Origin of the sequence: Streptomyces sp. NPDC001914 (genome assembly GCF_042891215.1) — a bacterium.
GTDB lineage: Bacteria > Actinomycetota > Actinomycetes > Streptomycetales > Streptomycetaceae > Streptomyces.
In genome coordinates, this window is record NZ_JBIASW010000004.1 from 445,234 (window position 1) to 470,488 (window position 25,255).

At 71.6% G+C, this 25,255-nt stretch carries 20 protein-coding genes and 1 riboswitch; of the genes, 14 read left to right on the top strand and 6 right to left on the bottom strand.

The window, feature by feature from the left end; translation table 11 throughout:
• The first annotated feature begins 27 nt into the window (after nt 1-27).
• The 3 genes from ACFYYF_RS14465 to ACFYYF_RS14475 all read left to right on the top strand — a co-directional run bounded on the left by ACFYYF_RS14465 (nt 28) and on the right by ACFYYF_RS14475 (nt 3,068).
• Nucleotides 28-1,053, top strand: a complete 1,026-nt coding sequence (locus tag ACFYYF_RS14465; RefSeq protein WP_388775729.1) for a FecCD family ABC transporter permease — start codon at nt 28-30, stop codon at nt 1,051-1,053.
• A gap of 85 nt (nt 1,054-1,138) precedes the next feature.
• Nucleotides 1,139-2,185, top strand: coding sequence for a FecCD family ABC transporter permease (locus tag ACFYYF_RS14470; protein WP_388775732.1), 1,047 nt, complete (start codon nt 1,139-1,141; stop codon nt 2,183-2,185).
• 49 nt (nt 2,186-2,234) lie between these two features.
• A complete protein-coding gene (locus ACFYYF_RS14475; RefSeq protein WP_388775735.1) occupies nt 2,235-3,068 on the top strand; it encodes an ABC transporter ATP-binding protein in 834 nt (277 codons plus the stop codon).
• 178 nt (nt 3,069-3,246) lie between these two features.
• Here the strand turns inward: ACFYYF_RS14475 and argB are convergent, their stop codons facing one another.
• Together argB and ACFYYF_RS14485 are read right to left on the bottom strand one after the other, a co-directional pair.
• Entirely contained in the window at nt 3,247-4,110 is an 864-nt protein-coding gene (gene argB, locus ACFYYF_RS14480) for an acetylglutamate kinase (RefSeq protein ID WP_388775268.1), read from the bottom strand.
• On the bottom strand, nt 4,107-5,054 hold the full coding sequence (locus ACFYYF_RS14485; RefSeq protein WP_388775271.1) for a methionyl-tRNA formyltransferase: 948 nt from the start codon (nt 5,052-5,054) through the stop codon (nt 4,107-4,109). The genes argB and ACFYYF_RS14485 overlap by 4 nt, the downstream gene beginning before the upstream one ends.
• An 85-nt stretch (nt 5,055-5,139) precedes the next feature.
• Here ACFYYF_RS14485 and ACFYYF_RS14490 point away from each other — a divergent pair, with 85 nt between their 5' ends.
• The 7 genes from ACFYYF_RS14490 to meaB all read left to right on the top strand — a co-directional run bounded on the left by ACFYYF_RS14490 (nt 5,140) and on the right by meaB (nt 16,540).
• Entirely contained in the window at nt 5,140-6,486 is a 1,347-nt protein-coding gene (locus tag ACFYYF_RS14490; protein WP_388775273.1) for a lysine N(6)-hydroxylase/L-ornithine N(5)-oxygenase family protein, read from the top strand.
• 168 nt (nt 6,487-6,654) lie between these two features.
• The gene (locus ACFYYF_RS14495) at nt 6,655-8,349 is read left to right on the top strand and encodes an ABC transporter ATP-binding protein (RefSeq protein ID WP_388775277.1); all 1,695 of its coding nucleotides are present in this window, start codon (nt 6,655-6,657) and stop codon (nt 8,347-8,349) included.
• Nucleotides 8,346-10,319, top strand: a complete 1,974-nt coding sequence (locus ACFYYF_RS14500; RefSeq protein WP_388775279.1) for an ABC transporter ATP-binding protein — start codon at nt 8,346-8,348, stop codon at nt 10,317-10,319. Before ACFYYF_RS14495 ends, ACFYYF_RS14500 begins: the two co-directional genes overlap by 4 nt.
• Complete coding sequence (locus ACFYYF_RS14505; protein WP_388775281.1) at nt 10,319-11,380, top strand: iron-siderophore ABC transporter substrate-binding protein; 1,062 nt, start codon at nt 10,319-10,321, stop codon at nt 11,378-11,380. The genes ACFYYF_RS14500 and ACFYYF_RS14505 overlap by 1 nt, the downstream gene beginning before the upstream one ends.
• Nucleotides 11,381-11,574: 194 nt before the next feature.
• Nucleotides 11,575-13,386: a methylmalonyl-CoA mutase family protein gene (locus tag ACFYYF_RS14510; RefSeq protein ID WP_388775284.1), complete on the top strand. Its 1,812-nt coding sequence runs from the start codon at nt 11,575-11,577 to the stop codon at nt 13,384-13,386.
• Nucleotides 13,386-15,560 carry a methylmalonyl-CoA mutase gene (gene scpA / locus ACFYYF_RS14515; protein WP_388775287.1) on the top strand — a complete coding sequence of 725 codons (2,175 nt, stop codon included), beginning with the start codon at nt 13,386-13,388 and terminating at the stop codon, nt 15,558-15,560. Before ACFYYF_RS14510 ends, scpA begins: the two co-directional genes overlap by 1 nt.
• Nucleotides 15,557-16,540, top strand: coding sequence for a methylmalonyl Co-A mutase-associated GTPase MeaB (gene meaB / locus ACFYYF_RS14520; RefSeq protein ID WP_388775289.1), 984 nt, complete (start codon nt 15,557-15,559; stop codon nt 16,538-16,540). The genes scpA and meaB overlap by 4 nt, the downstream gene beginning before the upstream one ends.
• Before the next feature lie 225 nt (nt 16,541-16,765).
• Here the strand turns inward: meaB and ACFYYF_RS14525 are convergent, their stop codons facing one another.
• From ACFYYF_RS14525 to ACFYYF_RS14535, 3 genes are all read right to left on the bottom strand, one after another.
• A complete protein-coding gene (locus ACFYYF_RS14525; protein WP_388775292.1) occupies nt 16,766-17,524 on the bottom strand; it encodes a CbtA family protein in 759 nt (252 codons plus the stop codon).
• A 20-nt stretch (nt 17,525-17,544) separates the two neighbouring features.
• On the bottom strand, nt 17,545-17,766 hold the full coding sequence (locus ACFYYF_RS14530) for a CbtB-domain containing protein (RefSeq protein WP_355775546.1): 222 nt from the start codon (nt 17,764-17,766) through the stop codon (nt 17,545-17,547).
• A gap of 40 nt (nt 17,767-17,806) precedes the next feature.
• Nucleotides 17,807-17,952, bottom strand: a riboswitch (cobalamin riboswitch).
• Nucleotides 17,953-18,012: 60 nt separating this feature from the next.
• Nucleotides 18,013-19,128, bottom strand: a complete 1,116-nt coding sequence (locus ACFYYF_RS14535) for an enoyl-CoA hydratase/isomerase family protein (RefSeq protein WP_388775295.1) — start codon at nt 19,126-19,128, stop codon at nt 18,013-18,015.
• A 404-nt stretch (nt 19,129-19,532) separates the two neighbouring features.
• Here ACFYYF_RS14535 and ACFYYF_RS14540 point away from each other — a divergent pair, with 404 nt between their 5' ends.
• On the top strand, nt 19,533-19,886 hold the full coding sequence (locus ACFYYF_RS14540) for a PRC-barrel domain-containing protein (RefSeq protein WP_388775297.1): 354 nt from the start codon (nt 19,533-19,535) through the stop codon (nt 19,884-19,886).
• A gap of 118 nt (nt 19,887-20,004) precedes the next feature.
• On the opposite strand, the gene ACFYYF_RS14545 is transcribed toward ACFYYF_RS14540, so the two are convergent.
• The gene (locus tag ACFYYF_RS14545) at nt 20,005-20,910 is read right to left on the bottom strand and encodes a LysR family transcriptional regulator (RefSeq protein WP_388775299.1); all 906 of its coding nucleotides are present in this window, start codon (nt 20,908-20,910) and stop codon (nt 20,005-20,007) included.
• A 136-nt stretch (nt 20,911-21,046) separates the two neighbouring features.
• On the opposite strand from ACFYYF_RS14545, the gene ACFYYF_RS14550 reads away from it, so the two are divergent.
• The 3 genes from ACFYYF_RS14550 (at nt 21,047) to ACFYYF_RS14560 (ending at nt 25,018) form a co-directional block, all read left to right on the top strand.
• Complete coding sequence (locus ACFYYF_RS14550) at nt 21,047-21,865, top strand: inositol monophosphatase family protein (protein ID WP_388775302.1); 819 nt, start codon at nt 21,047-21,049, stop codon at nt 21,863-21,865.
• A 63-nt stretch (nt 21,866-21,928) separates the two neighbouring features.
• A complete protein-coding gene (locus ACFYYF_RS14555) occupies nt 21,929-22,525 on the top strand; it encodes an NADPH-dependent F420 reductase (RefSeq protein WP_388775304.1) in 597 nt (198 codons plus the stop codon).
• A gap of 120 nt (nt 22,526-22,645) precedes the next feature.
• Nucleotides 22,646-25,018, top strand: a complete 2,373-nt coding sequence (locus ACFYYF_RS14560) for an ADP-ribosyltransferase domain-containing protein (RefSeq protein ID WP_388775307.1) — start codon at nt 22,646-22,648, stop codon at nt 25,016-25,018.
• The last annotated feature ends 237 nt before the right edge of the window (nt 25,019-25,255 follow it).

Here is a 25,255-nt window from a genome sequence, read left to right on the forward strand (position 1 = left end):
AGGGAGTTGGCCGTTGGAGACCGCAAGGTGACCGGGGGCAAGCGCGTCCGCCCGGTCTTTCTCGTGACACTTCTGAGCACGGTCCTGGCCGGGTTGTGCCTGGTCTCCATCGCCGTCGGCGCGGCCGGAATACCGCTCGACGACGTGGTGCGGGCCGTGTTCGGACACCCGCCGAGCCGGCTCGTCGACAACATCGTCTGGACGGCGCGGGTCCCGCGCACGACACTCGGCCTCGCCGCGGGCGCGGCGCTCGGTCTGGCCGGGGCGCTCATGCAGGCGCTGACGCGCAATCCGCTCGCCGACCCCGGCGTCCTCGGGGTCAGCGCCGGGGCGTCGTTCGCCATCGTGGTGGCCGTGGGCGTGTTCGGGTTCGGATCGTTCTACGGATACGTCTGGTTCGCCTTCGCCGGCGCCCTCGCGGCGAGTGTGCTGGTCTACTTCCTGGGCAGGCTCGGCCGATCCGGTCTCACCCCGGTCAAACTGGCGCTCGCCGGCATCGCGGTGACCTCGATGCTGTCCTCCCTGACGAGCGCGATCGCGCTCACCGACCCGGACGCCCTGGACCGCTACCGCTTCTGGTCCGCGGGCTCGATGGCCGACCAGGACGGCACCACCGTCCTGCGTATCCTGCCGTTCCTCGCCGTGGGCGCGGTGCTGGCGCTGGCCTGCGCGCCCGCCCTCAACAGCCTGGCCCTGGGTGACGACGTGGCGGCCTCGCTCGGGCGGCGGCTGGGTCTCGTCCGGCTCCAGGGCGTCACCGCCGTCACCCTGCTCACCGGTGCGGCGGTCGCGGTGATCGGCCCCGTCGTGTTCATCGGACTGGTCGTGCCGCACATCGCCCGGGTGCTGGCCCGTTCTGCGGGCCTCGGGCCGGACCACCGCTGGCTGCTGCCGCTCTCCGCCGTGCTCGCCCCGTGCCTGCTGCTCGCCGCCGACATCCTCGGACGGGTCGTCGCCCGGCCCACCGAGGTGCAGGCGGGCGTGATCGTCGCGTTCATCGGCGGCCCGTTCTTCATCGCCCTGGTCCGCCGCCAGCGTCTGGCGGAGGTGTAGCGTGCCCGATCCCGTGGTCACCGGACCGACCGTGAACTCCACCCCCAACCCGAAGGCGTACGAGGCCGGTTCGGGTCCGCCGCCGCTGCCGTCCTCCTTCCGCGCCTACCGCCTCGCCGTGCCGCCCGTCTCGGGGATCGTGCGGCCCCGGCTCGTCGCGCTGTGCGCGGTGCTGGGCGTCGGCACCTTCCTGCTGTTCTGCTGGGGTCTGACGATCGGCGACTATCCGGTCGGCTTCGCGGACGTCGTACGCGCCCTGGGCGCCTCCGGGGATCCCGGCACCGTACTGGTCGTCCAGGACCTCCGGCTGCCGCGCGCGCTCGTCGGACTGCTCGCGGGAACCGCGTTCGGCGTCTCCGGGGCGCTGTTCCAGACGATGACCCGCAACCCCCTGGCCAGCCCGGACATGATCGGCCTCACGCAGGGCGCCGGCACCGCCGTGGTCGCGGGCCTCGTGCTCGGCTGGGACGCGGGCCTCGGCACCCAGTCCCTCGGTCTCCTCGGCGCGCTGGCCACCGCCTTCCTCGTGTACCTCCTCGCCTGGCGGCGCGGCACCACCGGGTACCGGATCATCCTGGTCGGCATCGGCGTCTCCTGGATGTGCGCGAGTGCCACCGACTACCTGATGGCCAAGGGCGGGCGCTTCGAGGCACAGGCCGCCCTCGGCTGGCTGGTGGGCAACCTCAACGGCCGCACCTGGGAGGAGACCCGGCCGCTGGCCATCGCGCTGGCGGTGCTGCTCCCGGCGGCCCTGCTGCTCGGCCGGCTGCTGCGCACCCTCCAGCTCGGCGACGAGGTCGCCACCGGCCTCGGCACCCGGGTGCAGCTCGTCCGGCTGTCCGTCCTGCTCACCGGGGTCGGCCTCATCGCCTTCGCCACCGCGGCGGCCGGCCCCGTCGCCTTCGTCGCGCTGGCCGCCCCGCAGATCGCCCAGCGCCTGGCCCGTACCGCCTGGCCCCCGACCGTCGCCTCCGGCCTCACCGGAGCCCTGGTCGTCCTGGGCAGCGACCTGATCGCCCGCACGCTCGTCCCCGGCACGGAACTCCCGGTCGGCATCGTCACCGGCGTCCTCGGCGCGCCGATCCTGCTCTGGCTGCTCGTCCGCGCCAACCGCGCGGGTTCAGGAGGTTGATCCCATGTCGGCGAATCCCCTGTCGGCGGACGCCCCGCCGGCCGACCTCGTGCCGGGAGCGGGCCCGGACCTGCGGGCCGCCGGTCTGCATCTGGCCTATGACGGCCGGACGGTGGTGGACGGCCTGGACCTCGCCGTCCCGCCGGGCCGGATCACCGCGATCGTCGGCGCCAACGCGTGCGGCAAGTCCACCCTGCTGCGTGCCCTCGCCCGGCTGATGACGCCGCGTGGCGGCACCGTCCAACTCGACGGCAGGGCACTGCACTCCATGCCCTCGCGCGAGCTGGCGCAGCGGCTCGGCATCCTGCCGCAGAGTCCCGTCGCACCGGAGGGACTGACCGTCGTCGACCTGGTCAACCGCGGCCGCTCGCCGCATCAGACGTGGTGGCGGCAGTGGTCGAGGGCGGACGAGCAGGCCGTGCGGGCGGCCCTGGCCGCCACCGGGATGACGGAGCTCGCGGACCGGCCGGTCGACGAACTGTCCGGCGGACAGCGCCAGCGCGCCTGGATCGCCATGGCGGTCGCCCAGGGCACCGAGGTCCTGCTCCTCGACGAACCGACGACCTATCTGGACCTGGCCCACCAGATCGACGTACTGGACCTGATCACCGATCTCAACCGGCGGGAGCGCCGGACGGTCGTCATGGTGCTGCACGACCTCAACCAGGCCTGCCGGTACGCCGATCACGTCGTCGCCATGAAGGCCGGGCGGATCGTGGCCGAGGGTCCGCCGGCCGAGGTCATCACCGTCGCGACCGTCGAGGACGTCTTCGATCTGAACTGCGCGATCACCACAGACCCGGTGAGCGACACCCCGTTGGTCATTCCGATGGGGCGGCACCACGGAGCGCCCGCCCTGGAGGCCGCGGCACGGGCCGACTGACCGGCCCCCGGGCCCCGTTGGGGCTCCGGACCCGGGCGGGACCCAGGCGTGGTTGGGGGTCCTTCCGGCCCCCGGACCCGGGCGCGCTCCGGGTCCGCTTCGGGGCCGACCTGCCGGCCGCGCGGCACTTGTTCCGTTCGGCCGGCCGAACCGGTGCCCGCCGGCCGGGGGTACGGGACTACGCCCGGGCCTCCGGCACGACCGTGGTGCCGTGGTCCCCGGCCAGGCCGTGGAGGAGGGCGTGCGGCACCCGGCCGTCGAGAACCCGGGCCGTGCTCACTCCGGCCCGCACGGCCCGCAGGCACGCCTCCATCTTGGGCACCATGCCACCGCCGAGCCGGGGCAGCAGCGACTCCAGTTCGGCCGCGGTGAGACGGCCGACGACCTGGTCACCGTCCGGCCAGTTCGCGCACAGTCCCGGCACATCGGTCAGGACGACCAGCGCGTGCGCCCCGAGCGCGGCGGCCACCGCCCCGGCGGCGGTGTCGGCGTTGATGTTGTAGACCTGGCCGTCCTCACCACGGCCCACCGAGGACACCACGGGGATGTGACGGTGTCTCAACAGCAGTTCCAGGACCGCCGGGTTGACCTGGACCACGTCACCGACGAGACCGATGTCCACGCGTTCGCCGCCCACTTCGGCGTACCGTTTCACGGCGGTGAGCGTGCGCGCGTCCTCGCCGCTGAGCCCGACGGCGTACGCGCCGCGCTCGTTGAGCAGTCCGACCAGTTCCTTCTGGACCTGCCCGGAGAGCACCATCCGCACCACGTCCATGGTCTCGGGCGTGGTGACCCGGAGCCCGCCCAGGAAGGCCGACTCGATGCCCAGCCGGTCCAGGTGGGCACCGATCTGCGGGCCGCCGCCGTGCACGACGACCACCCCCGCCCCGGCGCGCCGCAGGGTCAGGACGTCCTCGGCGAAGGATCGCCGGAGCGGCGCGTCCGCCATCGCGTGGCCGCCGTACTTGACGACGACCGTACGGCCGCGCAGCCGCTCGACCGGGACGGCGGCCCGGTCGGCGACGCCGAGCGGAGCGCTCACGGACGGGCCGTGAGGTAGCCGCCCATGGTCCGGAAGTAGTCGGTGGCCGCGTGCTCGGCCCCGTCCTCGGTGCGCACGCGCCGGACCACCAGACCGGGCAGCCTGCCGTTCCTGGCCTGCGCTCCGGCGACGACGACGATCCCGTCGTCCTCGCGGATGAAGATCCGCCCCGGCGTGCCGCCGTAGCGCCCGCGGGACACGGCGGCGTCGACGATGCGGATCCGCTCGCCGCGGTGGTGGGTGAAGGCGTTCGGGTACGGGTCCGACTGGGCGCGCACCAGGCGCTCCAGGTCCTCGGCCGGCCAGGTCCAGTCGATACGGCTGTCCTCCGCGGAGCGCTTGTGGAAGAAGCTGGCCCTGCTGCGGTCCTGGGGTATCCAGCGGGCCCGGCCGGAGGCAATCAGGTCGAGGGACTCGGTCACCACCGGCGTGATCAGGTCGACGGTGCGGTGGAAGAGGTCGGTGACGGTGTCGGCCGCGCCGACCGGGACCGCGCGCTGCAACAGGATGTCCCCGGCGTCCAGTTCGGCGTTCATGCGGTGCGCGGTGACACCGACCTCGCGCTCGCCGTTGATCAGCGCCCAGATGAGGGGCGAGAACCCCGCGTAGGCCGGAAGCAGGGAGTCGTGGATGTTGAGCGTGCCGTGCGGCGGGAGGTCGAAGACCTCCGCGGGGAGCACGGTGCGCCAGTTGTTGGCGACGATGATGTCCGGCGCCGCGTCCCGCAGCGCGGCGAGGAGTTCGGGGTCGTCGGGCCGGTTGCGCAGCAGCACCGGGATGCCGTGCTTGTCGGCGAGGTCGGCCACGGAGTCGTCCCAGATCTTTTCGTAGGCGTGCTCGCTCTTGGGATGGGTGACCGCCAGGACCACCTGGTGGCCGGACTCCAGCAGGGCCTGGAGCGTGCGATGCCCCCAGGTCTGGTAGCCGAACATGACGACCCGCATAGTCGATCCTCTCTCGGAGACCACCATTGCAAGGTAAGGCTAACCTTATTTACCATCAGGGGCGCCCAAGGGAAGGGAAGTTGCGGTGAACGCACTGCACGACGAACCGGACGCCATACACGACGTACTCGGGATCGGTTTCGGCCCGTCAAATCTCGCGCTGGCCATCGCCATCGAGGAGCACAACGCCCGGTCAGCGGCGAAGGACCGGATCCGCGCGGAGTTTCTGGAGCGTCAGCCCTCCTTCGGCTGGCACCGCGGCATGCTGATCGACGACGCCACGATGCAGGTCTCCTTCCTGAAGGACCTGGCCACGATGCGCAACCCCACGAGCGACTTCACCTTCCTGTGCTTCCTGCGGGAGCGGGGCAGGTTGGTCGACTTCCTCAACGCGAAGACGCTCTTCCCGCTGCGGATCGAGTTCCACGAGTACTTCGCCTGGGCCGCGGCCCGGCTCTCGCATCTCGTCCGCTACGACTCCGAGGTCCTCGCCGTCGAACCGGTGACCGGCGAGGACGGCGAGGTCCGCTGGTTCGACGTGACCAGCCGGATGCCCGGCGTCCCGGGGCGCACCGTCACCCGGCGGGCCCGCAACCTGTCGGTGGCGGTCGGCCTGGAACCCCATCTGCCGCCCGACACGACCCTGTCCGACCGCGTCTGGCACAACAGCGAACTGGTCCCCCGGGTGGCCGAGTTGACCCGGTCCGCGACCCCCGTCGAACGGATCCTGGTGCTCGGGGCGGGCCAGAGCGGGGCCGAGGCGGTCGACTTCCTGCACCGGTCGTTCCCCGGGGCGGAGATCTGCGCGGTGTTCGCCAAGTACGGCTACACACCGGCCGACGACAGCCCCTTCGCCAACCGGATCTTCGACCCCGAGGCGGTGGACGTCTACTTCCGGTCCGCGCCCGAGGTGAAGCAGTCCCTGGTGGACTACCACCGCAGCACCAACTACTCCGTCGTCGACATGGACCTCATCGAGTCGCTGTACGCCACCATGTACCGCGAGAAGGTACTGGGCCGCGAGCGCCTGAGACTGCGCAACGTCTCCCGCATCCGTGACGTACGGGCCCGGGACGACCTGCTCGACGTCACGGTGGAGTACCTGCCCACGGGCGAACGGGAGACCATCTCCTGCGATCTGCTCGTCCACGCGACGGGTTACCGCCCCCGGGACCTGGACGCGCTGCTGGGCCGCGCCGGGAAACTCTGCCTGCGCGACGACAACGACTCCGTGCTCGTCGGCCGCGACCACCGGGTGGAGCTCTCACCCGAGGTGACGGCGGGCATCTACGTCCAGGGTGCGACGGAGCACACGCACGGCCTCACCTCCACCCTCCTGTCCACCACCGCCGTCCGCTCCGGCGAGATCCTCGACTCCCTGCTCACCCACCGGGCGGGCGACCCCGTCCCGGCCATCGACCGGCCCGCCTGAACTCCGCAGCACTGAAAGGCAGTTGCCCCCGGACAGGCCGACGCGCGACCGAACGCCGACCTGTCCGGCAGCACCGCCGAACCACCCGCGCCTCCGCGGCATATCTCGCCGCAACTTAAGGTAGCCTCACCTAAGTTTCCGTCGTCCGTCCTTCCCGGAGGGGTATGGATGAGTGCCGCACTTCCGTCGGGGCGCAGCGTCCTGAGAGCCTCGGTAGAGGGACAGCGCACCCGCGTGGCGCTCGGCACGCTCCTCGCCTGCGGACACCAGATCGGCGAGGCCCTCGTCCCCACCCTCATCGGCGTCGTCATCGACCGCGCCGTCACGGGATCCGACTCCGGCGCCCTCGTGCTGTGGCTCGCGGTCCTCGCCGCCGTCTACGCCGGACTGGCGCTGAGCTTCCGGATCGGCGCGCGGTCCGGTGAACTGGCCGCCGTCCGGGCCGAACACACCCTGCGCGTCACCCTCGTACGGCGGGTGCTGAGCCCGGGAGGCGGCACGGAGGAAGGCAGGCTCCCCGGCGCCCTGGCCAGCATCGCGACCGAGGACGCCAAACGCGTCGGCGCGGTCAACCTCGCGCTGACACTGGGCTTCTCCTCGCTCGTCGGCATCGCCACCTGCGCGATCGTCCTGCTGCGCACCTCGCTCGCCCTGGGACTGGTCGTCCTCGTGGGCACCCCGGTCCTGCTGTGGCTCGGGCACCTGCTGAGCAAGTCGTTGGAATCACGCAGCGAGGCCGAGCAGGACCGGGCGGCGCACGCCTCGGCCATCGCCGCGGACCTGGTCACCGGACTGCGGATCCTCAAGGGCATCGGGGGCGAGCCGGCCGCCATCGAGCGCTACCGCGTCACCAGCCGCGACTCGCTGCGCGCCACCCTGCGCGCGGCGCGGGCACAAGCCTTCCAGAGCGGCATGGTGCTCACCCTGACCGGCTGTCTGATCGCCGCGGTCGCCTTGGTCGGCGGCCGGCTGGCCGCCCAGGGAAGCATCAGTCTGGGCCAGTTGGTGTCGGCGGTCGGGCTCGCCCTCTTCCTCGTCGGACCGCTCGAGGTACTGGCCTGGGTGAACGCCGAACTCGCCCAGGGCAGGGCCTCGGCCGCGCGGATCGCGGAGGTGCTGGCCACCGCGCCCGCCGTCACCGCGGGCGGCAGCCCCCTGCCCCAGCCGGTGCGGGGCGCCGTCCGGCTCGACGGTCTCAGCCACGGCGGACTGCGGGGCGTCGACCTCGACGTCTCCCCCGGCGAACTGGTCGGCGTCGTGACGACCGACCCGGCCCACGCCGCCGACCTGCTGCGCTGCCTGGACCGGCGCAGCGACCCGGACGCGGGATCGGTCCAGCTGGACGGAGTGCCCCTGCGCGACCTCGACCCGGCCGAGATCCGTACCGCGATCCTCGTGGCGGAGCACGACGCGGACCTCTTCGAGGGCACGATCCGCGGCAACGTCACGGCCGCCGCTCCCGAGGCCGGCACCCCCGAGGCCGCGATGACGGCGGCCGGGGTGACCCAGGTGTCCGAGACCCTGCCAGACGGCGAGCACACGGCGGTCAGCGAACGGGGCCGGTCGCTCTCCGGCGGGCAGCGCCAACGGGTCTCCCTGGCCCGTGCGTTGGCGGCCGACCGGCCCGTCCTCGTGGTCCACGACCCGACCACGGCGGTCGACACGGTCACCGAGGCCCGCATCGCCTCGGGCATCCGTGAACTCCGCAAGGGCCGCACCACGTTGCTCGTGACGACCAGCCCCGCGCTGCTCGCGGTCACCGACCGGGTGCTGCTCATCCACGAGGGCCGGGTCAGGGACACGGCCCCGCACACCGACCTGGTGCGCCGCCACGAGATCTACCGATCGGCGGTGCTGGTATGAACACGAACGCGGAGACGTACGCGGACGCGGAGAGCGGGACCGCGGAGAACGGAACCGGGGAGACCGCGACCCGTCGCGAACTCCTGCCCACGGCGACCCCCGCCAGGACCCGCGCCGCCCTGCGCGAACTGGTCCGCCCGCACCGCCGTACGGCTCTCGCCTGCTTCGCCACGATGACCGCCGCCACCGCGGTGGGACTCCTCGTCCAGCCGCTGCTGGGGCACATGGTCGACCTCGTCGCCGACCACCGGCCGCCCGGCGATCTCACCCTCCCCGCCGTCCTGCTGGTCGTGGTGGCCCTGGTCCAGGGCGGCACCACGGCGCTCGGGCTCTCCCTGGTGTCGCAGCTCGGCGAGAGCGTCCTCGCGCGGCTGCGCGAGCGGTTCGTGGACCGGGCGCTGCGGCTGCCGCTGGAGCAGGTCGAGAAGGCGGGCACCGGGGACCTCAGCGCTCGCGTCACCCGGGACGTCGCGCGGGTCGGCGAGGCCGTCCGCTCGGCCCTGCCCGAACTGGTCCGCTCGGTGCTGGCCATCGTGCTCACACTCGTCGCGATGGCCGCGCTGGACTGGCGTTTCCTGCTTGCGGCCCTGATCGCCGTGCCCGTACAGGCGCACACCGCGCGCTGGTACGTGCGCAACGCCGTGCCCCTGTACGCCCGCGAGCGGATCGCCACCGGGGCCCAGCAGCAGCAGTTGCTGGACACCATCGCGGGTGCCGGAACCGTGCGGGCGTACCGCCTGGAGGAGCAGCACACCACCCACGTCACCGAACGCTCCTCGGCCGCCGTGGGGATGACGATGCGCGGGGTCGAGCTCGTGCTGCGGTTCTACAACCGGCTGCACGTCGCGGAGTACGCCGGACTCGCCGCCGTCCTGGTCACCGGGTTCTTCCTGGTGCGCGCGGGGTCGGTGAGCATCGGCACGGCCACCGCCGCCGCCCTCTACTTCCACAGCCTCTTCTCACCGGTCAACTCGGCCCTCGTCCTGCTCGACGACGCCCAGACGGCCACGGCGGCACTCAACCGTCTGGTCGGCGTCACGGACGACACGGGCACGTGCACGGACACGGACACCGGCACGGGCACGGACATCGGCGGAAGCTCCAGCTCCAGCACCGGCAGCGGCAGCGGCAGCGGCAGCGGCAGCGGCAGCGGCAGCGGCAGCGGCAGCGGCACCGAACCGGCCGCCTCGGGGATCGAAGCGTCCGGCGCCGTCGCCGTGGTCGGGGTCCATCACGCCTACGAGCCGGGCCGGCCCGTACTGCGGGACGTACACCTCACGCTGCGGCCCGGGGAACGGGTGGCCCTGGTCGGCCCGAGCGGTGCGGGCAAGACCACCCTCGCCAAGCTCATCGCCGGGGTCCACCGGCCGGCCTCCGGCTCCGTCTTCCTGCCCCGCCCGAAGGCGCCGGGCGGACCGTCCGTCGCCCTGGTCACCCAGGAGACGCACGTCTTCGCCGGGCCTCTCGCGCAGGACCTGCGGCTGGCCCGGGACTCGGCCGGCGACGACGAACTGCGCGCCGCGCTCGCCACCGTGGACGCGCTCGACTGGGTCGAGGCCCTGCCCGAGGGACTCGCCACCGTCGTGGGCGAGGGCGGCCACCGGCTCACCCCCGCCCAGATCCAGCAACTCGCCCTGGCCCGCCTGGTGCTGACCGATCCGCCGGTGGCCGTCCTCGACGAGGCGACCGCCGAGGCCGGCAGCACCGGCGCCCGGCTGCTGGAGCGGGCCGCGGCCCGGGCGGTCGAGGGCCGCACGGCCCTCGTCGTCGCCCACCGCCTCACCCAGGCCGCCGCCGCGGACCGGATCGTCGTCATGGAGGACGGCCGGATCGTGGAGAGCGGCCGCCACGACGAGCTGTGCGCGGCGGGCGGGACCTACGCCTCCCTCTGGCAGGCCTGGTCCGGCACGCGTGCGGACGCCGACCACCCCCCGCACACCACCACCGCTCCGACCCCGAAGGACCACTGATGCCCGGCTCTCTGAGGGGCACACGGCTCGCCGTGGCCCTCGCCTCCGTCCTCATGCTCCTGACCACCGTCGCGGCCTGCGGCTCCTCGGGGAGCACCGACGACGCCGACGCCGCGAAGCCCGCCGCCCCGGGCAAGGCGTGGCCCGTCACCGTCGCGCACAAGTACGGCAGCACGACCATCAGGTCCGAACCGAAGCGGATCGTCACGGTGGGCCTCACCGACCAGGATTCGGTGCTGGCTCTCGGCAAGGTGCCCGTCGGCACCACCGAATGGCTCGGCGGCTACAAGGGAGCCATCGGCCCCTGGGCCGCCGGCAAGGCGTCCGGCGCCGCGACCCCGACCGTCCTGAAGGACACCGGCACCGGCCCCCAGACGGAGAAGATCGCGGCACTGCGCCCCGACCTGATCCTCGCCGTCTACGGAGGCCTCACCAAGGCGCAGTACACGACCCTGTCCAAGTTCGCCCCCGTGGTGGCCCAGCCGAAGGAGTACAACGACTTCGGCGTGCCGTGGCAGAAGCAGACCGAGATCATCGGAAAGGCGCTCGGCCAGGAGGCGAAGGCCACGTCGCTGGTGTCCGGCGTCGAGGACGGCATCAAGGCCGCCGCCGCGAAGAACCCCGCGTTCTCCGAGGCCAGCGCCGTCGTGGCCACTCCGTACGAGGGCACCTTCGTCTTCGGCAGCCAGGACCCCCGTTCCCGCGTGCTCACCGGCCTCGGCTTCTCCCTGCCGGCCGACCTGGACAAGGTCATCGGTGACGAGTTCGGCGCCAACATCAGCAAGGAGCGCACCGACCTGCTGGACACCGACGCGATCGTGTGGATCGTCTCGGACACCGCCAAGGACGAGGCCAAACTGCACAAGGACGCCCTCTACGCCGACCTGAAGGTCGCGAAGCAGAGCCGCGAGGTCTTCATCAAGGAGACCAGCGACTACGGCAACGCGGTCTCCTTCGTCAGCGTGCTGAGCCTGCCGTACATGCTCGACCGTCTGGTGCCCCAGCTGGCCGCCGCCGTCGACGGCGACCCCGCGACGAAGGTGCCCGCCCCCGCGGCCTGACGACCGCTTCCGGCGGGCCCGCCGACGGGCCCGCCGGAGGGCACGGGGCCGGGCTCCGCCTCCCCGGAACGATCACGGACACGGGCCGTACGACCCCGGTCCGGCCGTTGAGATCTGGATCACCGACAGCAAGAGGTCAAGGTCACAGGCTGGGCCTCTGCTGTCGCCCTAGTGCTCTGACCTAGCATCCGAGCATGACAGTCCTGCCCAACGACGGGCTCGCGCTGGCCGCCGAGTTCCCTTCCGCGACCCATGACCAGTGGCAGCTCCTGGTAGAAGGTGTGCTGCGCAAATCGGGCAAGGAGGTCTCGGGCGCGGCCGCGGAGGACGCGCTGTCCACCTCGCTCGAGGACGGTCTCGCCACCAGGCCCCTCTACACCGCGCGCGACACGGCCGCCGACGCCGGTTTCCCCGGCTTCGCCCCCTTCGTCCGGGGCGGCAGGCCCGAGGGCAACACCGTGGGCGGCTGGGACGTACGGCAGCGGCACACGGCGGCGGACAACGCCCTCGTCCTCGGCGATCTGGAGAACGGCGTCACCTCGCTGTGGCTCACGGTCGGCGAGGGCGGCGTTCCGGTCTCGTCGCTCGAAGCGGTCCTGGACGGCGTCTACCTCGATCTGGCGCCCGTCGTCCTCGACGCCGGACGTGATGTCGAAGCGGCGGCCCAGGAGTTGCTGCGGCTCTACGCGGCACGCGGCGTGGCACCGGTTGCCGCGCGCGGCAACCTCGGCGCGGACCCGCTCGGCCACGAGGCCCGTACGGGAACGGCGCTGGACTTCGCCCCGGTCGTCCCGCTCGCCCTGCGGTGCGCCGACGCCTACCCCGGAGTGCGGGCGCTGACCGTCGACGCGCTCCCGTACCACGAGGCCGGCGGCTCGGCCGCCCAGGAGCTTGGCGCCTCGCTCGCGACCGGTGTCGCCTATCTGCGCGAGCTGACCGAGGCGGGCCTGTCCGTCGAACAGGCCTGTGCGCAACTGGAGTTCCGGTACGCGGCGACCGCCGACCAGTTCCTGACGATCGCCAAGCTGCGGGCCGCGCGCAGGCTGTGGGCCCGGGTCGCCGAGGTGTGCGGGGCCCCCGCCGCGGGTGCGCAGGTGCAGCACGCCGTGACCTCGCCGGTGATGATGTCGCGCCGCGACCCGTGGGTGAACATGCTGCGCGCGACGATCGCGACGCTGGCGGCCGGTGTCGGCGGCGCCGACTCCGTCACCGTCCTCCCGTTCGACCACGCGCTCGGCCTGCCGGACGCGTTCGCGCGGCGCATCGCCCGCAACACCTCGACGATCCTCATCGAGGAGTCGCACCTGTCCCGGGTGATCGACCCGGCGGGCGGCTCCTGGTACGTGGAGAAGCTGACCGACGAACTCGCCCACGCGGGCTGGGAGTTCTTCCAGGGGATCGAGCAGGACGGCGGCCAGGCCGCGGTGCTGCGCTCGGGCCGGCTGGCCCGGGACCTGGCGGACACGTGGGCGGCCCGCTCGGTGAAGCTCGCCAAGCGGCGCGAACCGATCACCGGCGTCAGCGAGTTCCCGCACCTGGCCGAGCGCCCGGTGGAGCGCGAGCCCGCTCCCGAGGCACCCTCCGGGGGTCTGCCGCGGGTGCGCCGCGACGAGGCTTACGAGGCGCTGCGGGCCCGCTCCGACGCGCATCTCGCCGCCACCGGGTCCCGGCCCCGGATCTATCTCGCCACGATCGGCCCCGCCGCCGCGCACACCGCGCGAAGCACCTTCGTCGCGAACCTCTTCCAGGCCGGCGGCATCGAGCCGGTCACGGAGGGCTCGTTCGAGGACAGCGGGGCCACCGAGGCCGTCCTGTGCTCCAGCGACGCGCTGTACGAGGAGCAGGCCGTGAGCACGGCCGAAGCCCTCGCGACGGCCGGCGCCCGGCACGTCTTCCTGGCCGGCCGGCCCGCGCAGTACGCCGGTGTCGACTCCTACGTCTTCGCGGGCTGCGACGCCGTCGCCGTCCTGACCGCCACCCTCGACCGCATGGGAGTGTCCTCCTGATGGGAATCCCCGACTTCTCCGGGATCGACCTGGGGACACCCACCGCCGAAGGCGGTGCCGACGAGTGGAGTGCCGCCGCCGGGAAGGCCACGGGCGCCGGTGAGGCGTTCTGGGAGACCCCGGAGGGCATCGCCGTCAAGCCGCTGTACACCGGCCGTGACGTGGAGGGCCTGGACTTCCTGGAGACGTACCCGGGCATGGCGCCGTATCTGCGCGGCCCGTACCCGACGATGTACGTCAACCAGCCCTGGACGATCCGCCAGTACGCGGGCTTCTCCACCGCCGAGGAGTCCAACGCCTTCTACCGCCGCAACCTCGCCGCGGGCCAGAAGGGTCTGTCGATCGCCTTCGACCTGCCCACCCACCGCGGCTACGACAGCGACCACCCCCGGGTGACGGGCGATGTCGGCATGGCGGGTGTGGCCATCGACTCCATCTACGACATGCGGCAGCTCTTCGACGGCATCCCGCTGGACAAGATGACGGTGTCGATGACGATGAACGGTGCCGTGCTGCCCGTCCTCGCGCTGTACATCGTGGCGGCCGAGGAGCAGGGTGTGCCGCCCGAGAAGCTGGCCGGAACCATTCAGAACGACATTCTGAAGGAGTTCATGGTCCGCAACACCTACATCTATCCGCCGAAGCCGTCGATGCGGATCATCTCCGACATCTTCGCTTACACCTCGCAGCGGATGCCGCGCTACAACTCCATCTCCATCTCCGGGTACCACATCCAGGAGGCGGGCGCGACGGCCGACCTGGAGCTGGCGTACACCCTCGCGGACGGCGTGGAGTACATCCGGGCGGGCCGCGAGGCGGGCCTGGACGTGGACGCGTTCGCGCCGCGGCTCTCGTTCTTCTGGGCGATCGGCATGAACTTCTTCATGGAGATCGCCAAGATGCGGGCGGCGCGCCTGCTGTGGGCCAAGATGGTCAAGCAGTTCGACCCGAAGAACGCCAAGTCGCTCTCCCTGCGCACCCATTCGCAGACGTCCGGCTGGTCGCTGACCGCTCAGGACGTGTTCAACAACGTCACGCGCACGTGTGTGGAGGCCATGGCCGCCACCCAGGGCCACACCCAGTCGCTGCACACCAACGCGCTGGACGAGGCGCTGGCCCTGCCCACCGACTTCTCCGCGCGGATCGCCCGCAACACCCAGCTCCTGATCCAGCAGGAGTCCGGCACGACCCGGGTCATCGACCCGTGGGGCGGCAGCGCGTACGTGGAGAAGCTGACGTACGACCTCGCCCGCCGGGCCTGGCAGCACATCGAGGAGGTCGAGGCCGCGGGCGGCATGGCGCAGGCCATCGACGCCGGCATCCCGAAGCTCCGGATCGAGGAGGCGGCGGCCCGCACCCAGGCCCGCATCGACTCCGGCCGCCAGCCGGTCATCGGCGTCAACAAGTACCGCGTGGAGTCCGACGAGCAGATCGACGTCCTCAAGGTCGACAACTCCTCCGTCCGCGCGCAGCAGATCGAGAAGCTGCGCCGGCTGCGCGCCGAGCGCGACGACCGGGAGGTCCAGGGCGCGCTGGAGGACCTGACGCGGGCGGCGGCCGGCGAGGGCAACCTGCTGGAACTGGCGGTCCGCGCGGCCCGCGCGAAGGCCACCGTCGGCGAGATCTCCGACGCCCTGGAGAAGGTGTACGGCCGCCACGCGGGCCAGATCCGCACGATCTCCGGGGTGTACCGCAACGAGGCAGGGGAGTCCCCTTCCGTGGACCGCACCCGCACGCTGGTGGACGCGTTCGAGGAGGCCGAGGGCCGGCGCCCGCGCATCCTGGTCGCCAAGATGGGCCAGGACGGTCACGACCGCGGCCAGAAGGTGATCGCGACCGCCTTCGCCGACCTGGGCTTCGACGTCGACGTCGGCCCGCTGTTCCAGACGCCGGGTGAGGTCGCCCGTCAGGCGGTGGAGGCGGACGTGCACATCGTGGGCGTCTCGTCGCTGGCCGCAGGGCACCTCACCCTCGTACCGGCGCTGCGCGAGGAACTGGCGGCGGAGGGCCGGGAGGACATCATGATCGTGGTCGGCGGGGTGATCCCGCCGCAGGACGTGCCGACGCTGCTGGAGATGGGCGCCGCGGCGGTCTTCCCGCCCGGGACGGTGATCCCGGACGCGGCGTACGACCTCGTCCAGCGGCTCTCTGCCGACCTCGGGCACGACCTGTGATCCAACTCGACACCTATGTCAAGGGTGTGCTCGACGGGAAGCGGGCGCTGGTCGCCCGCGCCATCACGCTCGTCGAGTCCACCCGGCCCCAGCACCGCGCGCTGGCACAGGAGTTGCTGACCGAGCTGCTCCCGTACAGCGGCAAGGCCCGCCGGATCGGTGTCAGCGGGGTGCCGGGCGTGGGCAAGTCGACCTTCATCGACGCGTTCGGCACGATGCTGACCTCGCTCGGGCACAGGGTCGCGGTCCTCGCCGTCGACCCGTCCTCCAGCCGTACGGGCGGTTCGATCCTCGGCGACAAGACGCGTATGGAGCGGCTGGCCGTGGACCCGGCCGCGTTCATCCGCCCCTCCCCCACCGCCGGCACGCTCGGCGGGGTGGCGAAGGCGACCCGCGAGTCGATCGTGGTGATGGAGGCGGCCGGGTACGACGTGGTGCTGGTGGAGACCGTCGGCGTCGGCCAGTCCGAGACCGCGGTCGCCAACATGGTGGACTCCTTCCTGCTGTTGACGCTGGCCCGCACCGGCGATCAGTTGCAGGGCATCAAGAAGGGTGTCCTGGAGCTGGCCGACGTGATCGCCGTCAACAAGGCGGACGGCCCGCACGAGCGTGACGCGCAGTCGGCGGCACGTGAACTGGCGGGCGCGCTGCGCCTGATGCACGGCAAGGACGCCGTGTGGACGCCGCCGGTGCTGAGTTGCAGCGCCCGCGAGTCGGCCGGTCTGGACACGCTCTGGGATCGGCTCGAACAGCACCGGACGCTGCTCGACTCCACCGGCCGCCTCGCCGAGAAGCGCCGGGACCAGCAGGTGGACTGGACCTGGACGATGGTCCGGGACGAGCTGCTCGGCCGGCTGCACGCCGATCAGGCCGTACGGGCCGTCGCTCCCGACCTCGAACGGCAGGTACGGGAGGGCGGGTTGACGGCCACTCTCGCGGCGGAACGCATTCTCAGGGTTTTCGGCGGCGAAGGCCGCTGAGTCGGACGGCGGTGGCGGGGCAGGTCGGAGCCCGGCCACCGCTCGTACCCGTGGTGACCGCGCCGAATCGCCGGATGTGCGGGACGCGCCGGTCGCACCGGTCGCACCGGAACGAGGAGCACGCCGGGCAGACTGCCCCTGGCCACTCCACGCGCCGCGGCCCGGACACACGACAGGCCCCCGGAATGATCCGGGGGCCTGTGGCGTGCGGTGTCGCGCAGGGGTTCAGTTCGCGGCCGGGACCGATGTCCCCGAAGGAACCTTCGCGGGCCGGGGGTTGAGCATCCGCTCGGCCAACTCGCCGAAGACCAGACCGAATCCGCCCCACATGACGGCCTGCATGGCCAGGGCGGAGAGCCTGAACCGCCACAGGAGGGTGGCCGGGAAGTCTCCCGGCACCTCGTTGACCACGGGCAGGAACGCGAAAGCCAGTCCGATCGCGACGGCGAAGGCGGCCACCGCGGCGACGGTGGCGTACCAGGTGCCCAGCGCGGGGGCGAGACGCTTGCCGAGGATGGTGGCGCCCACCGCGAGGAGCACGCTGAGGACCATCATCAGGAAGTACAGGGCGGTCCGCTTGCCGATGGTGTCGGGGTCGCCGACCGACGGCGGGTTGGCCGGGTACTTCAGGAACGGCACGACGTACACGGCGAGGAGCGCGGTCCCGGACAGCAGGAGCGCGGTCGCGCGCGGGCCGAAGCGACCCACGCGGCCGAGTGCGAAGCAGTAGGCGAGCGCGGCGATTCCGCCGAAGGAGACGCCGTAGACCAGGACACCGGTGGCGAGGCCCGCCGTGGACTGGAGGCTCCGGGAGACGAGTTCGACCTCGTGCCCGTGTTCGTGGGCGTGGGCCTCCTCGAAGCCGATGGCGCTGTCGACGTTCGGTTCACCGAGGAAGTAGGCGACGACCAGGGCGAGTACACCGGCGGCGAGGCCGGCGAGCATGCCGCGTACGAGGAGGTTTCTTACCGTTGCGGAGTTCATGATGTGCGCTCTTCCTCGCGTCAGTGGCAGGGGAAGCCGAGCAGGTGGCGGGCGTCGTGCACCCACTCGTGAACGTCCTCGCCGGAGACGACGGAGGTGGCGCCCTGTTCGGCGCCGACGAAGTACAGCAGGACCAGCATCAGGATGCCGAAGAAGGCCGCCCAGGGGACGATCGCACCGATCGGCAGTTTGGCGGGGAGAGCGGGGGTGGTGGCTGTCGGCGGAGCGACGGTCTGCGCCATGGCAGGACCTCCTCGGGAGTTCGCGTCCCATCTCGGTGGTGCACAGGATGACGCCTACGGGTCTGACTCACGGGCGCCCAGCGTGGCTGGGACGTCTCGTTCACAGTGGCGCGACCGTGCCGGATTTCCGCCGGCTTCCGTCTTGGCGTCGTCGATATCGGACCGACCGTACCGCGTGGCGCGTACCTGGCCAAGACCACGCCGACCGGGGTGATCTTCCTCTCGTCCCAGGTGGAGCGCCGCTCCTCAGTCCCGTGCGGCCTCCGTCCCGGTGCCGGACTCGCCTCCGGACAGCCCGAGTTCACGCTCGCCCAGGGGCGTGAAGAAGCGCTCGACATCGGTGTCGGTGACCTCGGCGAGCGTGGCCGGGGACCAGCGCGGCGCCCGGTCCTTGTCGATGATCTGGGCCCGGACGCCTTCCACCAGGTCGGGTGCGGTGAGGGCCGCGCACGAGACGCGGTACTCCTGGTCGAGGACCCGCTCCAGTGATCCGAGCCGCCGGGCGCGGCGCAGAGCGGCCAGCGTGACCTTGAGGGCGGTGGGTGAGTTGCCGAGCAGGATCTCCGCCGTCTCCTTGGCGGCCGGGTCGTCGGCCGCGAGCAGCAGCCGGACGATCTCCTCGACCGTGCCGGCGCCGTAGCAGGCGTCGATCCACTCGCGCCGCTCCGCGAGTTCGGCCGGCGGGGCGGGCCGCGTGTGCTCGGCCAGGGCATCGGTCACGGGCCGGTCCGCGAGGTCGGCCACGAACCGCCGGAGCGCGGAGGAGGGCATGTACCAGTCGGCGAGGCCGCACAGCAGCGCGTCCCCGGCGCCGATCGAGGCACCCGTCAGGGCGAGATGGGTGCCGAGTTCGCCCGGCGCGAGAGCCAGCAGGTGGGTGCCGCCGACGTCGGGGACGAACCCGATGCCGGTCTCGGGCATGGCGACGCGCGAGCGCTCCGTGACGATCCGGACGCTGCCGTGCGCGGAGACACCGACGCCGCCGCCCATGACGATGCCGTCCATGACCGCCACGTACGGCTTCGGGTAGCGGGCGATACGGGCGTTGAGGTGGTACTCGTCGCGCCAGAAGGCCGCGGACGCGCTGCCGTCCCCGTCGCGCGCGTCGTCGTGGACGACCCGGATGTCGCCGCCCGCGCACAGTCCGCGTTCTCCGGCGCCGGTGATGACGACGGTCTCGACGGCGGGGTCGTGTTCCCAGGCGGTGAGCGCGTCGCCGATCCGGCGCACCATGCCATGATTCAGCGCGTTCAGCGCCCTGGGCCGGTTGAGGACGATGTGACCGGCCCGTCCCTCGGTGCGCAGCAGGACGGATTCGTCCGCGCCGGGTGTCTCGGTGCCGGGTGTCTTGGTGCCGGTCATCCGCACACCTCGGTCGGTCGGCGGGTCACGATGGCGCGCATGATCTCGGTGGTTCCTTCCACGCTCCGACCGGCTCACGGATCACGCCGGCCACGTCGCCACCGTACCGACCGCTCGATCGCGGGAGGCCACGGGCACTCCGGGCGACACGCTGCACCACCTGAGCCCAAAAGGGCGCACCAACTCGAAACGGAACCAGCCGTCATCGCCGGCACGCCGAAATACCGTTCGGCCTGTTCGCGAAAGCACCGGGCCGACTCCGCTCTCGAAACTCGCGGAGGTGTCAGCCTCCAAAGCCTGGGAACCCGGCTCTGCGAGGAAACGTCATCGAATCCGGTGACGCCTCAACAGATTCCGCAGTTCGGCTGTGGATTGCAGCGGATTCAAATGAGGGAGCCTTTCTTATGAGCGACAGCATCTGGGGCTACCAGCCGACCACCGGTCACACGGTGGGCACCGACCTGATCGGATACAAGGTCGAGGCCACCGACGGCAGCATCGGGAAGGTCGACAAGCACTCGGACGAGGTCGACTCCTCCTACCTCGTCGTCGACACAGGCGTCTGGATCTTCGGCAAGCAGGTCCTGCTCCCGGCCGGCACGGTGCAGTCGGTCGACAGGGACGAGCAGAAGGTCTACGTCGCGCTCACCAAGGACCAGATCAAGCACTCCCCGGAGTTCGTCCAGGACCAGCACCTCGGGGACGCCGACTATCACGAGCGGCTCGCCGGCTACTACACCGGCCTGCGCATGATCTGACCTCACGGCATACGCGCGAGGGGCGGGTGGCGAAACAGACTTCCTCCGTTTCGCCACCCGCCCCTCGCGCATCCCCCGAACGACCGGCCACCGAGCCTGCGGCCTGCCGACGAGCCGACTACGAAGCTCCGCACGTGGCCAGCGCGGTGCGCGCAAGCCCACGCAGCCAGGCATGGGCCTGGTCGGTGTCGTAGCGCTGATGCCACGACAAGTACACGGGTGCCGAGGGCAGTTCGAGGGGGAGGGGGAGCACGACCAGGCCGAGGTCGGCGACCGCTGACCGCGTGGTGACCTCGGGGACACTGACCAGGAGATCGGAGCCACGCGCGAACTCCAGCGCGGCCGCCTCCGTGGGCGCGCTCGCCACCACACGGCGGGTGAGGCCGAGCGTCGCGAGGGCGTCGTCGACGGCGTTCGCGAGGTTTCCGCGCCGCGACACCGTGACGTGCTCGGCGGCGGCGTACCGCTTCGCGGTGACGGTCCTGACACGCGTGAGGGGATGCCCCGGCCGCACGACGACGACGAGGCGGGTCTCGCCCACGTTCTCGGCACGGATGTCCGGTGCGCCCGGGCGGTTGGCGTTCGCCTCCAGGTCGACCTCACCGCGCCGCAACTCCGGGGTGTCGACGCTGGATTCCGCGACGAAGCGCAAGCGCACTCCGGGCGCCTGTTCGCGGACCGCCGCGAACAGTGCGGGGCCGCTCAGGGCGACCAGGGAGTCGTGCCAGCGGAGCGTGAACGTGCGCTCCAGCGTGGCCAGATCGAGTTCACGACTCGGTGCCAGCACTCCCTGGACCTGGTGCAGCAGCTCGTGCACCTGCTCCCGGACGGCGATCGCGTACGGGGTCGGGGTCATCGTGCGGCCGGTGCGCACCAGGATCTGATCCCCGGTCGCGCGCCGGATACGGCCCAGGCTCCGGCTCATCGCGGGGGCGGTGACGTGCAGGCGTGCCGCCGCCCCGGCCACACTCCCCTCCTCCAGCAGCGCGTCCAGCGCCGTGAGCAGGTTCAGATCCAATTGCATGCGAGTAATCCTATCCGTGCCTGACATGCATTTGAAGTTAATCCAGAGCCTCTATACCTTCGAAACGAGAGCGCAAGACGAAACGCACAGCCTGGCCCGATGGCCCAACCACCCCTGCTCACACGGGAGTTCCACCATGTCCGAAACACTTCAGACCACTGACGCCACCGCCTTCGACGCCGACCTGCTCGACCGGACCGCGAGCGCGGTGCGGTCGGCCGGTTCGGCGCTGCGCGAGCGCTTCGGCGAGGTGGTCCGCTACGAGACGCGCGATGAGCTGATGCGCGCGCTCGCCGCCAACGACGACACGGCCCTCGACATCCTGCGCCCTCGCCTCACGCACCTGCGTCCCGATGCCGGCTGGGTGGAGGACGAGCTGGACGGCGGGGCGCTGCCGCCCGGCGAATGGTGGGTCGTGGATCCGGCCGAGGGCAACGTCAACCACCTGCACGCCCTGCCGGAATGGGCGGTGACCGCCACCCTGGTGCGTGACAACCGTCCCGTGCTCACCGTGGTCCACCTGCCGTTGACCGGCGAGACCTACACCGCCCTCGCCGGGGCCGGCGCCCACCTCGACGGTCGGCCGCTGTCCGTCTCCCCGACCGCGGATCTCGGCCTGAGCATCGTGGCCACCAGCCAGGCCCGGCCGGACGAGGACGAGAAGGTCGTACGTCGCGTCGGCTCCTCCATCACCGCGATGCTCCTCGACGCGCTCGTCGTCCGCACCGCCGTGCCGGCGACCCTGCACCTGCTGAACGTAGCGGCCGGCCGGATCGACGCCTTCTGGCAGTTCGCCGGCGCCCGCGCGGACCTGCTGCCCGGTGCGCTGCTCGTCACCGAGGCCGGCGGGCGTATCTCCGACGCCGAGGGCCGCCCCTGGACTCCGCAGAGCGCGAGCTTCCTGGCGGCCGCGCCCGGCGTCCACGCGGAGGCCGTCGCCACACTCGCGCGCTGACGGCCCACACCACCACCCACACCTACGCCCCCACACCCACACCCACGGATGGATCAGATCACCATGACCACGATCGCAGTTCTCGGAAACGGCCGCGTCGGCGGCAGCCTGGCCGCGGCGCTCACCCGGGCAGGGCATGAGGTGACCGTGGCGGACCGCACTCCGGGCGCCGCAGCCGCCGCCGTCCTGACAGCCCAGGTCGTCATCAACGCCACCCCGGGCTCCGGCTCCCGGGACCGGCTCGCCGCCCTGCGCGAGGAACTGCGCGGCAAGATCATGCTCGACGTCTCCAACGCCACCGTCGACGGACCGGACGGCCTGCCCGCCGACTTGCTCTACCCCGGCTCGAGCCTGGCCGAGCAACTTCAGGAAGCACTCCCCGGGACGCGCGTCGTCAAGACACTCAACACCATGCTCTTCCCGGTGATGACCGAGCCGACCCTGCTCACCGAGGCACCCGAGGTCTTTCTCTCCGGCGAGGACCCGACGGCCAAACAGACCGCCCGCGACCTGTTGGTCAGCCTCGGCTGGCGCGAGGAGTGGATCACCGACCTCGGCGGAATCCGGACGGCCCGCGCCACGGAGGCCGCGATCCTGTTCGTACCGCACGTGATCCGATCGAACGGCTTCACACCCTTCGCGATCACGGTCGCCCGCTGAAGCATCCGCGCGGCCGCGGAGCATGACGGCAGGTCATGGGCCGCTTCTCGGAGCCGCGTTGTCAGTGGTGGGCGATACGTTCGGCTTCTTGGAACCGCTGGTGCACGACAGGAGTGGACGATGACCGAGAGCAGTGTGCTGCCCGCGCTCAGGGTGGTGCTGACGGACGTCAACGAGCGTGTGGTGGAGGCGTGGCGCGCCGCCTTCGCCGACACCCCCGGCATCGAGATCCGCAAGGGCTCGATCCTCGACGAGGACGTCGACGCCTGGGTCACCCCCACCAACTCCCGGGGCCGGATGGACGGCGGGGTCGACGCCGTCATCAAGCGGTACTTGGGGTCCGGCATCCAGGTGCGCGTCCAGCGGGCGATCCGTGACCGGTTCGCCGGGGTCATGCCGGTGGGCAGCGCGGTCTGCGTCCCGTCCGGCGCGACCGTTCCCCGGTACCTGATATCGACGCCGACGATGGTGCGGTCCTCGCAGAACGTGAGTGCCACGCTGAACGTGGCGCTGGCGTGCGCGGCCGCTTTCCAGGCCGTTCACCGGCAGAACCGGAAGAAGCCGGGCAGCATCCGATCCGTGGCGCTGGTCGGGCTGGGGGCGCAGACCGGCCAGGTACCGGCCCGGGTGTGCGCCAATCTCATGTGGACCGGCTACACGCTCTTCCACGACCACTGGTTCGAGGACGACGACGAGCTGCGTTCCACGATCGTCTCCCAGTTGCACGGGATCGAGAACGCGCCCGTCGACCAGCGCGTGCGCATCGTGCCACCGGCGGCCGCCAAGCCGGCGCCCGGAACTCCCGCTCCCTCCTCTCCTCCTGCCACGACGAATGAAGGCGCCTCCGCCATGACCGGATCGACGACCGGAGTCCCGGCTCCGGGCCAGCCCCAGCAGCCCGATGCGAACGACCCCCTCGCCCTGACCGAGCTCTTCGAGGGCGGCGGGGAGTCCTGGCTCCCGCTGCTGAAGCCGGTCATCGAGGCGCAGCCGGACGCCCCGCGGTTCATCGGGAAGGGCCGCAGCCCCGAAGTGGTCCCGGTCCGCGAGCTGACGTTCCAGGCGCTCAAGCCGAACCCGCCGCACAAGTGGAAGGTCGTGGTCTTCGGCCAGAACCCGTATCCGCGGCCGGAGAGCGCCACCGGCATAGCCATGTTCGACAACACCTTCAGCGACTGGAAGGACAGCCAGTTCGGCCGGGTCGTCAGCATCCGGTGCCTCATCAAGGCGGCGGCGATGTGGAAGTACGGCATCGTCAAGAAGACCCCGATCGCCGACGTGCGGGCGCTGCTGAAGGAGCGGGACACGGTCCAGCCGCCGGAGTGGTTCCAGGCGATGCTGACGCAGGGCGTGCTCTTGCTGAACGCGTCACTGACCGCGAGCGGTGACGGGGCGATGGGGGCCGACCAGCACACGGCGTTCTGGCGGCCGGTGGCCGAACGGATCATCGAGGAGATCCTCAAGGCCAAGCAGGACGCGGCCGAGGAGGACCGCGGGGTCGTGTTCGCGTGGTGGGGGGCGCACGCCCGCAGCCTGAAGCGGGTCGTCCTGCGGCTCCAGCAGAAGTACCCGGACGTCGAGGTCCGCCACCTCGACCACGCGAACCCGGCGGCACAGGGCGACATCTTCTGCGAGGGTGACCACTTCGCCCAGGTCAACGACGCCCTTGCCTCGCTGGGCGCCGACGGCATCGACTGGCTGCCGAGCAAGGGCTGGAACGAGGCGGCGGCCGGCGCGGGCGGTGCGGACGGCGCTGTGGCCGCGCGCATGGGCGCGTTCATCGAGTCGACCATGAACCTGCACCAGCTGTACCTGGAGCGCCTGACCAGCGTCAAGGACGAAGGTCTGGTCCTGCCCGAGATCACCGGGGTCTTCGACACCCCGCTGATGGACTTCCAGGACGCCGTCGACCCGGTCTCCGCCACCCTGTCCGGGCTCGCCGGGCACATCCGGCGCTCCCGTGACTTCGGCAAGCAGCGCGCGGACCAGGCGGCCGGCAGCAGTCTGTCCGCCGACGCGATCGCCGCGCTCCATCTCTACACCTGTGAGTCGGCCTTCTACCGCGAGATCAACAGCGTCCTGCGCTCCCCCGACCGCACCAGGGTCACGCCTTACCTGCCGTACCTGCGACTGCTGTTCTCGGCGGTCTCCAAACTGCCGGCCTACACGCAGCCGTTGTGGCGCGGGGTGTCACTGGACCTTCGGGCGCAGTACCCGGTGGGCCGGACGGTGACCTGGTGGGGCGTCTCCTCGTGCACCTCCGAGCTGAAGGTGGCCAGGGCGTTCCTGGGCAGTCGCGGCAAGCGGACCCTCTTCGAGGTGACGCCGGCCCGTGCGGTCGGGATCAAGAGCTTCTCGGCCTTCACCGGCGAGGAGGAATACATCCTCACGCCGGGTACGCAGCTCAAGGTGACGGAGGTGAAGAGCGAGCCCCGCGGACTGTGCACGGTCCGTCTGAGCGAGGTCACGGACACCGCTCCCATGGTGTCCTGAACCGCTCCCGTTCACGAGGACGCCTGCTTGTGGTCCGCCCGGATGGCTGCAAATACACCAGAAGGAGGACGCTTTCGCCCTAAACTCGCCGTTCTCCGTGTTGTCGCCGCGAGAAGGGCGCATGCATGCCAAACGGGACGACTCAGGGCCCGGCATCCGCGGCCCTCCACACGTGGACGGATCCCGCGGAGCAGGCGATCTACCTCCGGACGGTCGAAACCTGCCTGGCCGGCCCTC

What these genes read in the sequence shown, in the direction of transcription:
- ACFYYF_RS14485 (WP_388775271.1), bottom strand. Translation starts at nt 5,054, where the DNA reads ATGCGGGTCGTCATGTTCGGCTACCAGACCTGGGGGCATCGCACGCTC.
- ACFYYF_RS14495 (WP_388775277.1), top strand. Translation starts at nt 6,655, where the DNA reads ATGAGTGCCGCACTTCCGTCGGGGCGCAGCGTCCTGAGAGCCTCGGTA.
- ACFYYF_RS14500 (WP_388775279.1), top strand. Translation starts at nt 8,346, where the DNA reads ATGAACACGAACGCGGAGACGTACGCGGACGCGGAGAGCGGGACCGCG.
- ACFYYF_RS14505 (WP_388775281.1), top strand. Translation starts at nt 10,319, where the DNA reads ATGCCCGGCTCTCTGAGGGGCACACGGCTCGCCGTGGCCCTCGCCTCC.
- ACFYYF_RS14510 (WP_388775284.1), top strand. Translation starts at nt 11,575, where the DNA reads ATGACAGTCCTGCCCAACGACGGGCTCGCGCTGGCCGCCGAGTTCCCT.
- scpA (WP_388775287.1), top strand. Translation starts at nt 13,386, where the DNA reads ATGGGAATCCCCGACTTCTCCGGGATCGACCTGGGGACACCCACCGCC.
- ACFYYF_RS14525 (WP_388775292.1), bottom strand. Translation starts at nt 17,524, where the DNA reads ATGAACTCCGCAACGGTAAGAAACCTCCTCGTACGCGGCATGCTCGCC.
- ACFYYF_RS14530 (WP_355775546.1), bottom strand. Translation starts at nt 17,766, where the DNA reads ATGGCGCAGACCGTCGCTCCGCCGACAGCCACCACCCCCGCTCTCCCC.
- ACFYYF_RS14535 (WP_388775295.1), bottom strand. Translation starts at nt 19,128, where the DNA reads ATGACCGGCACCAAGACACCCGGCACCGAGACACCCGGCGCGGACGAA.
- ACFYYF_RS14540 (WP_388775297.1), top strand. Translation starts at nt 19,533, where the DNA reads ATGAGCGACAGCATCTGGGGCTACCAGCCGACCACCGGTCACACGGTG.
- ACFYYF_RS14545 (WP_388775299.1), bottom strand. Translation starts at nt 20,910, where the DNA reads ATGCAATTGGATCTGAACCTGCTCACGGCGCTGGACGCGCTGCTGGAG.
- ACFYYF_RS14550 (WP_388775302.1), top strand. Translation starts at nt 21,047, where the DNA reads ATGTCCGAAACACTTCAGACCACTGACGCCACCGCCTTCGACGCCGAC.
- ACFYYF_RS14555 (WP_388775304.1), top strand. Translation starts at nt 21,929, where the DNA reads ATGACCACGATCGCAGTTCTCGGAAACGGCCGCGTCGGCGGCAGCCTG.
- ACFYYF_RS14560 (WP_388775307.1), top strand. Translation starts at nt 22,646, where the DNA reads ATGACCGAGAGCAGTGTGCTGCCCGCGCTCAGGGTGGTGCTGACGGAC.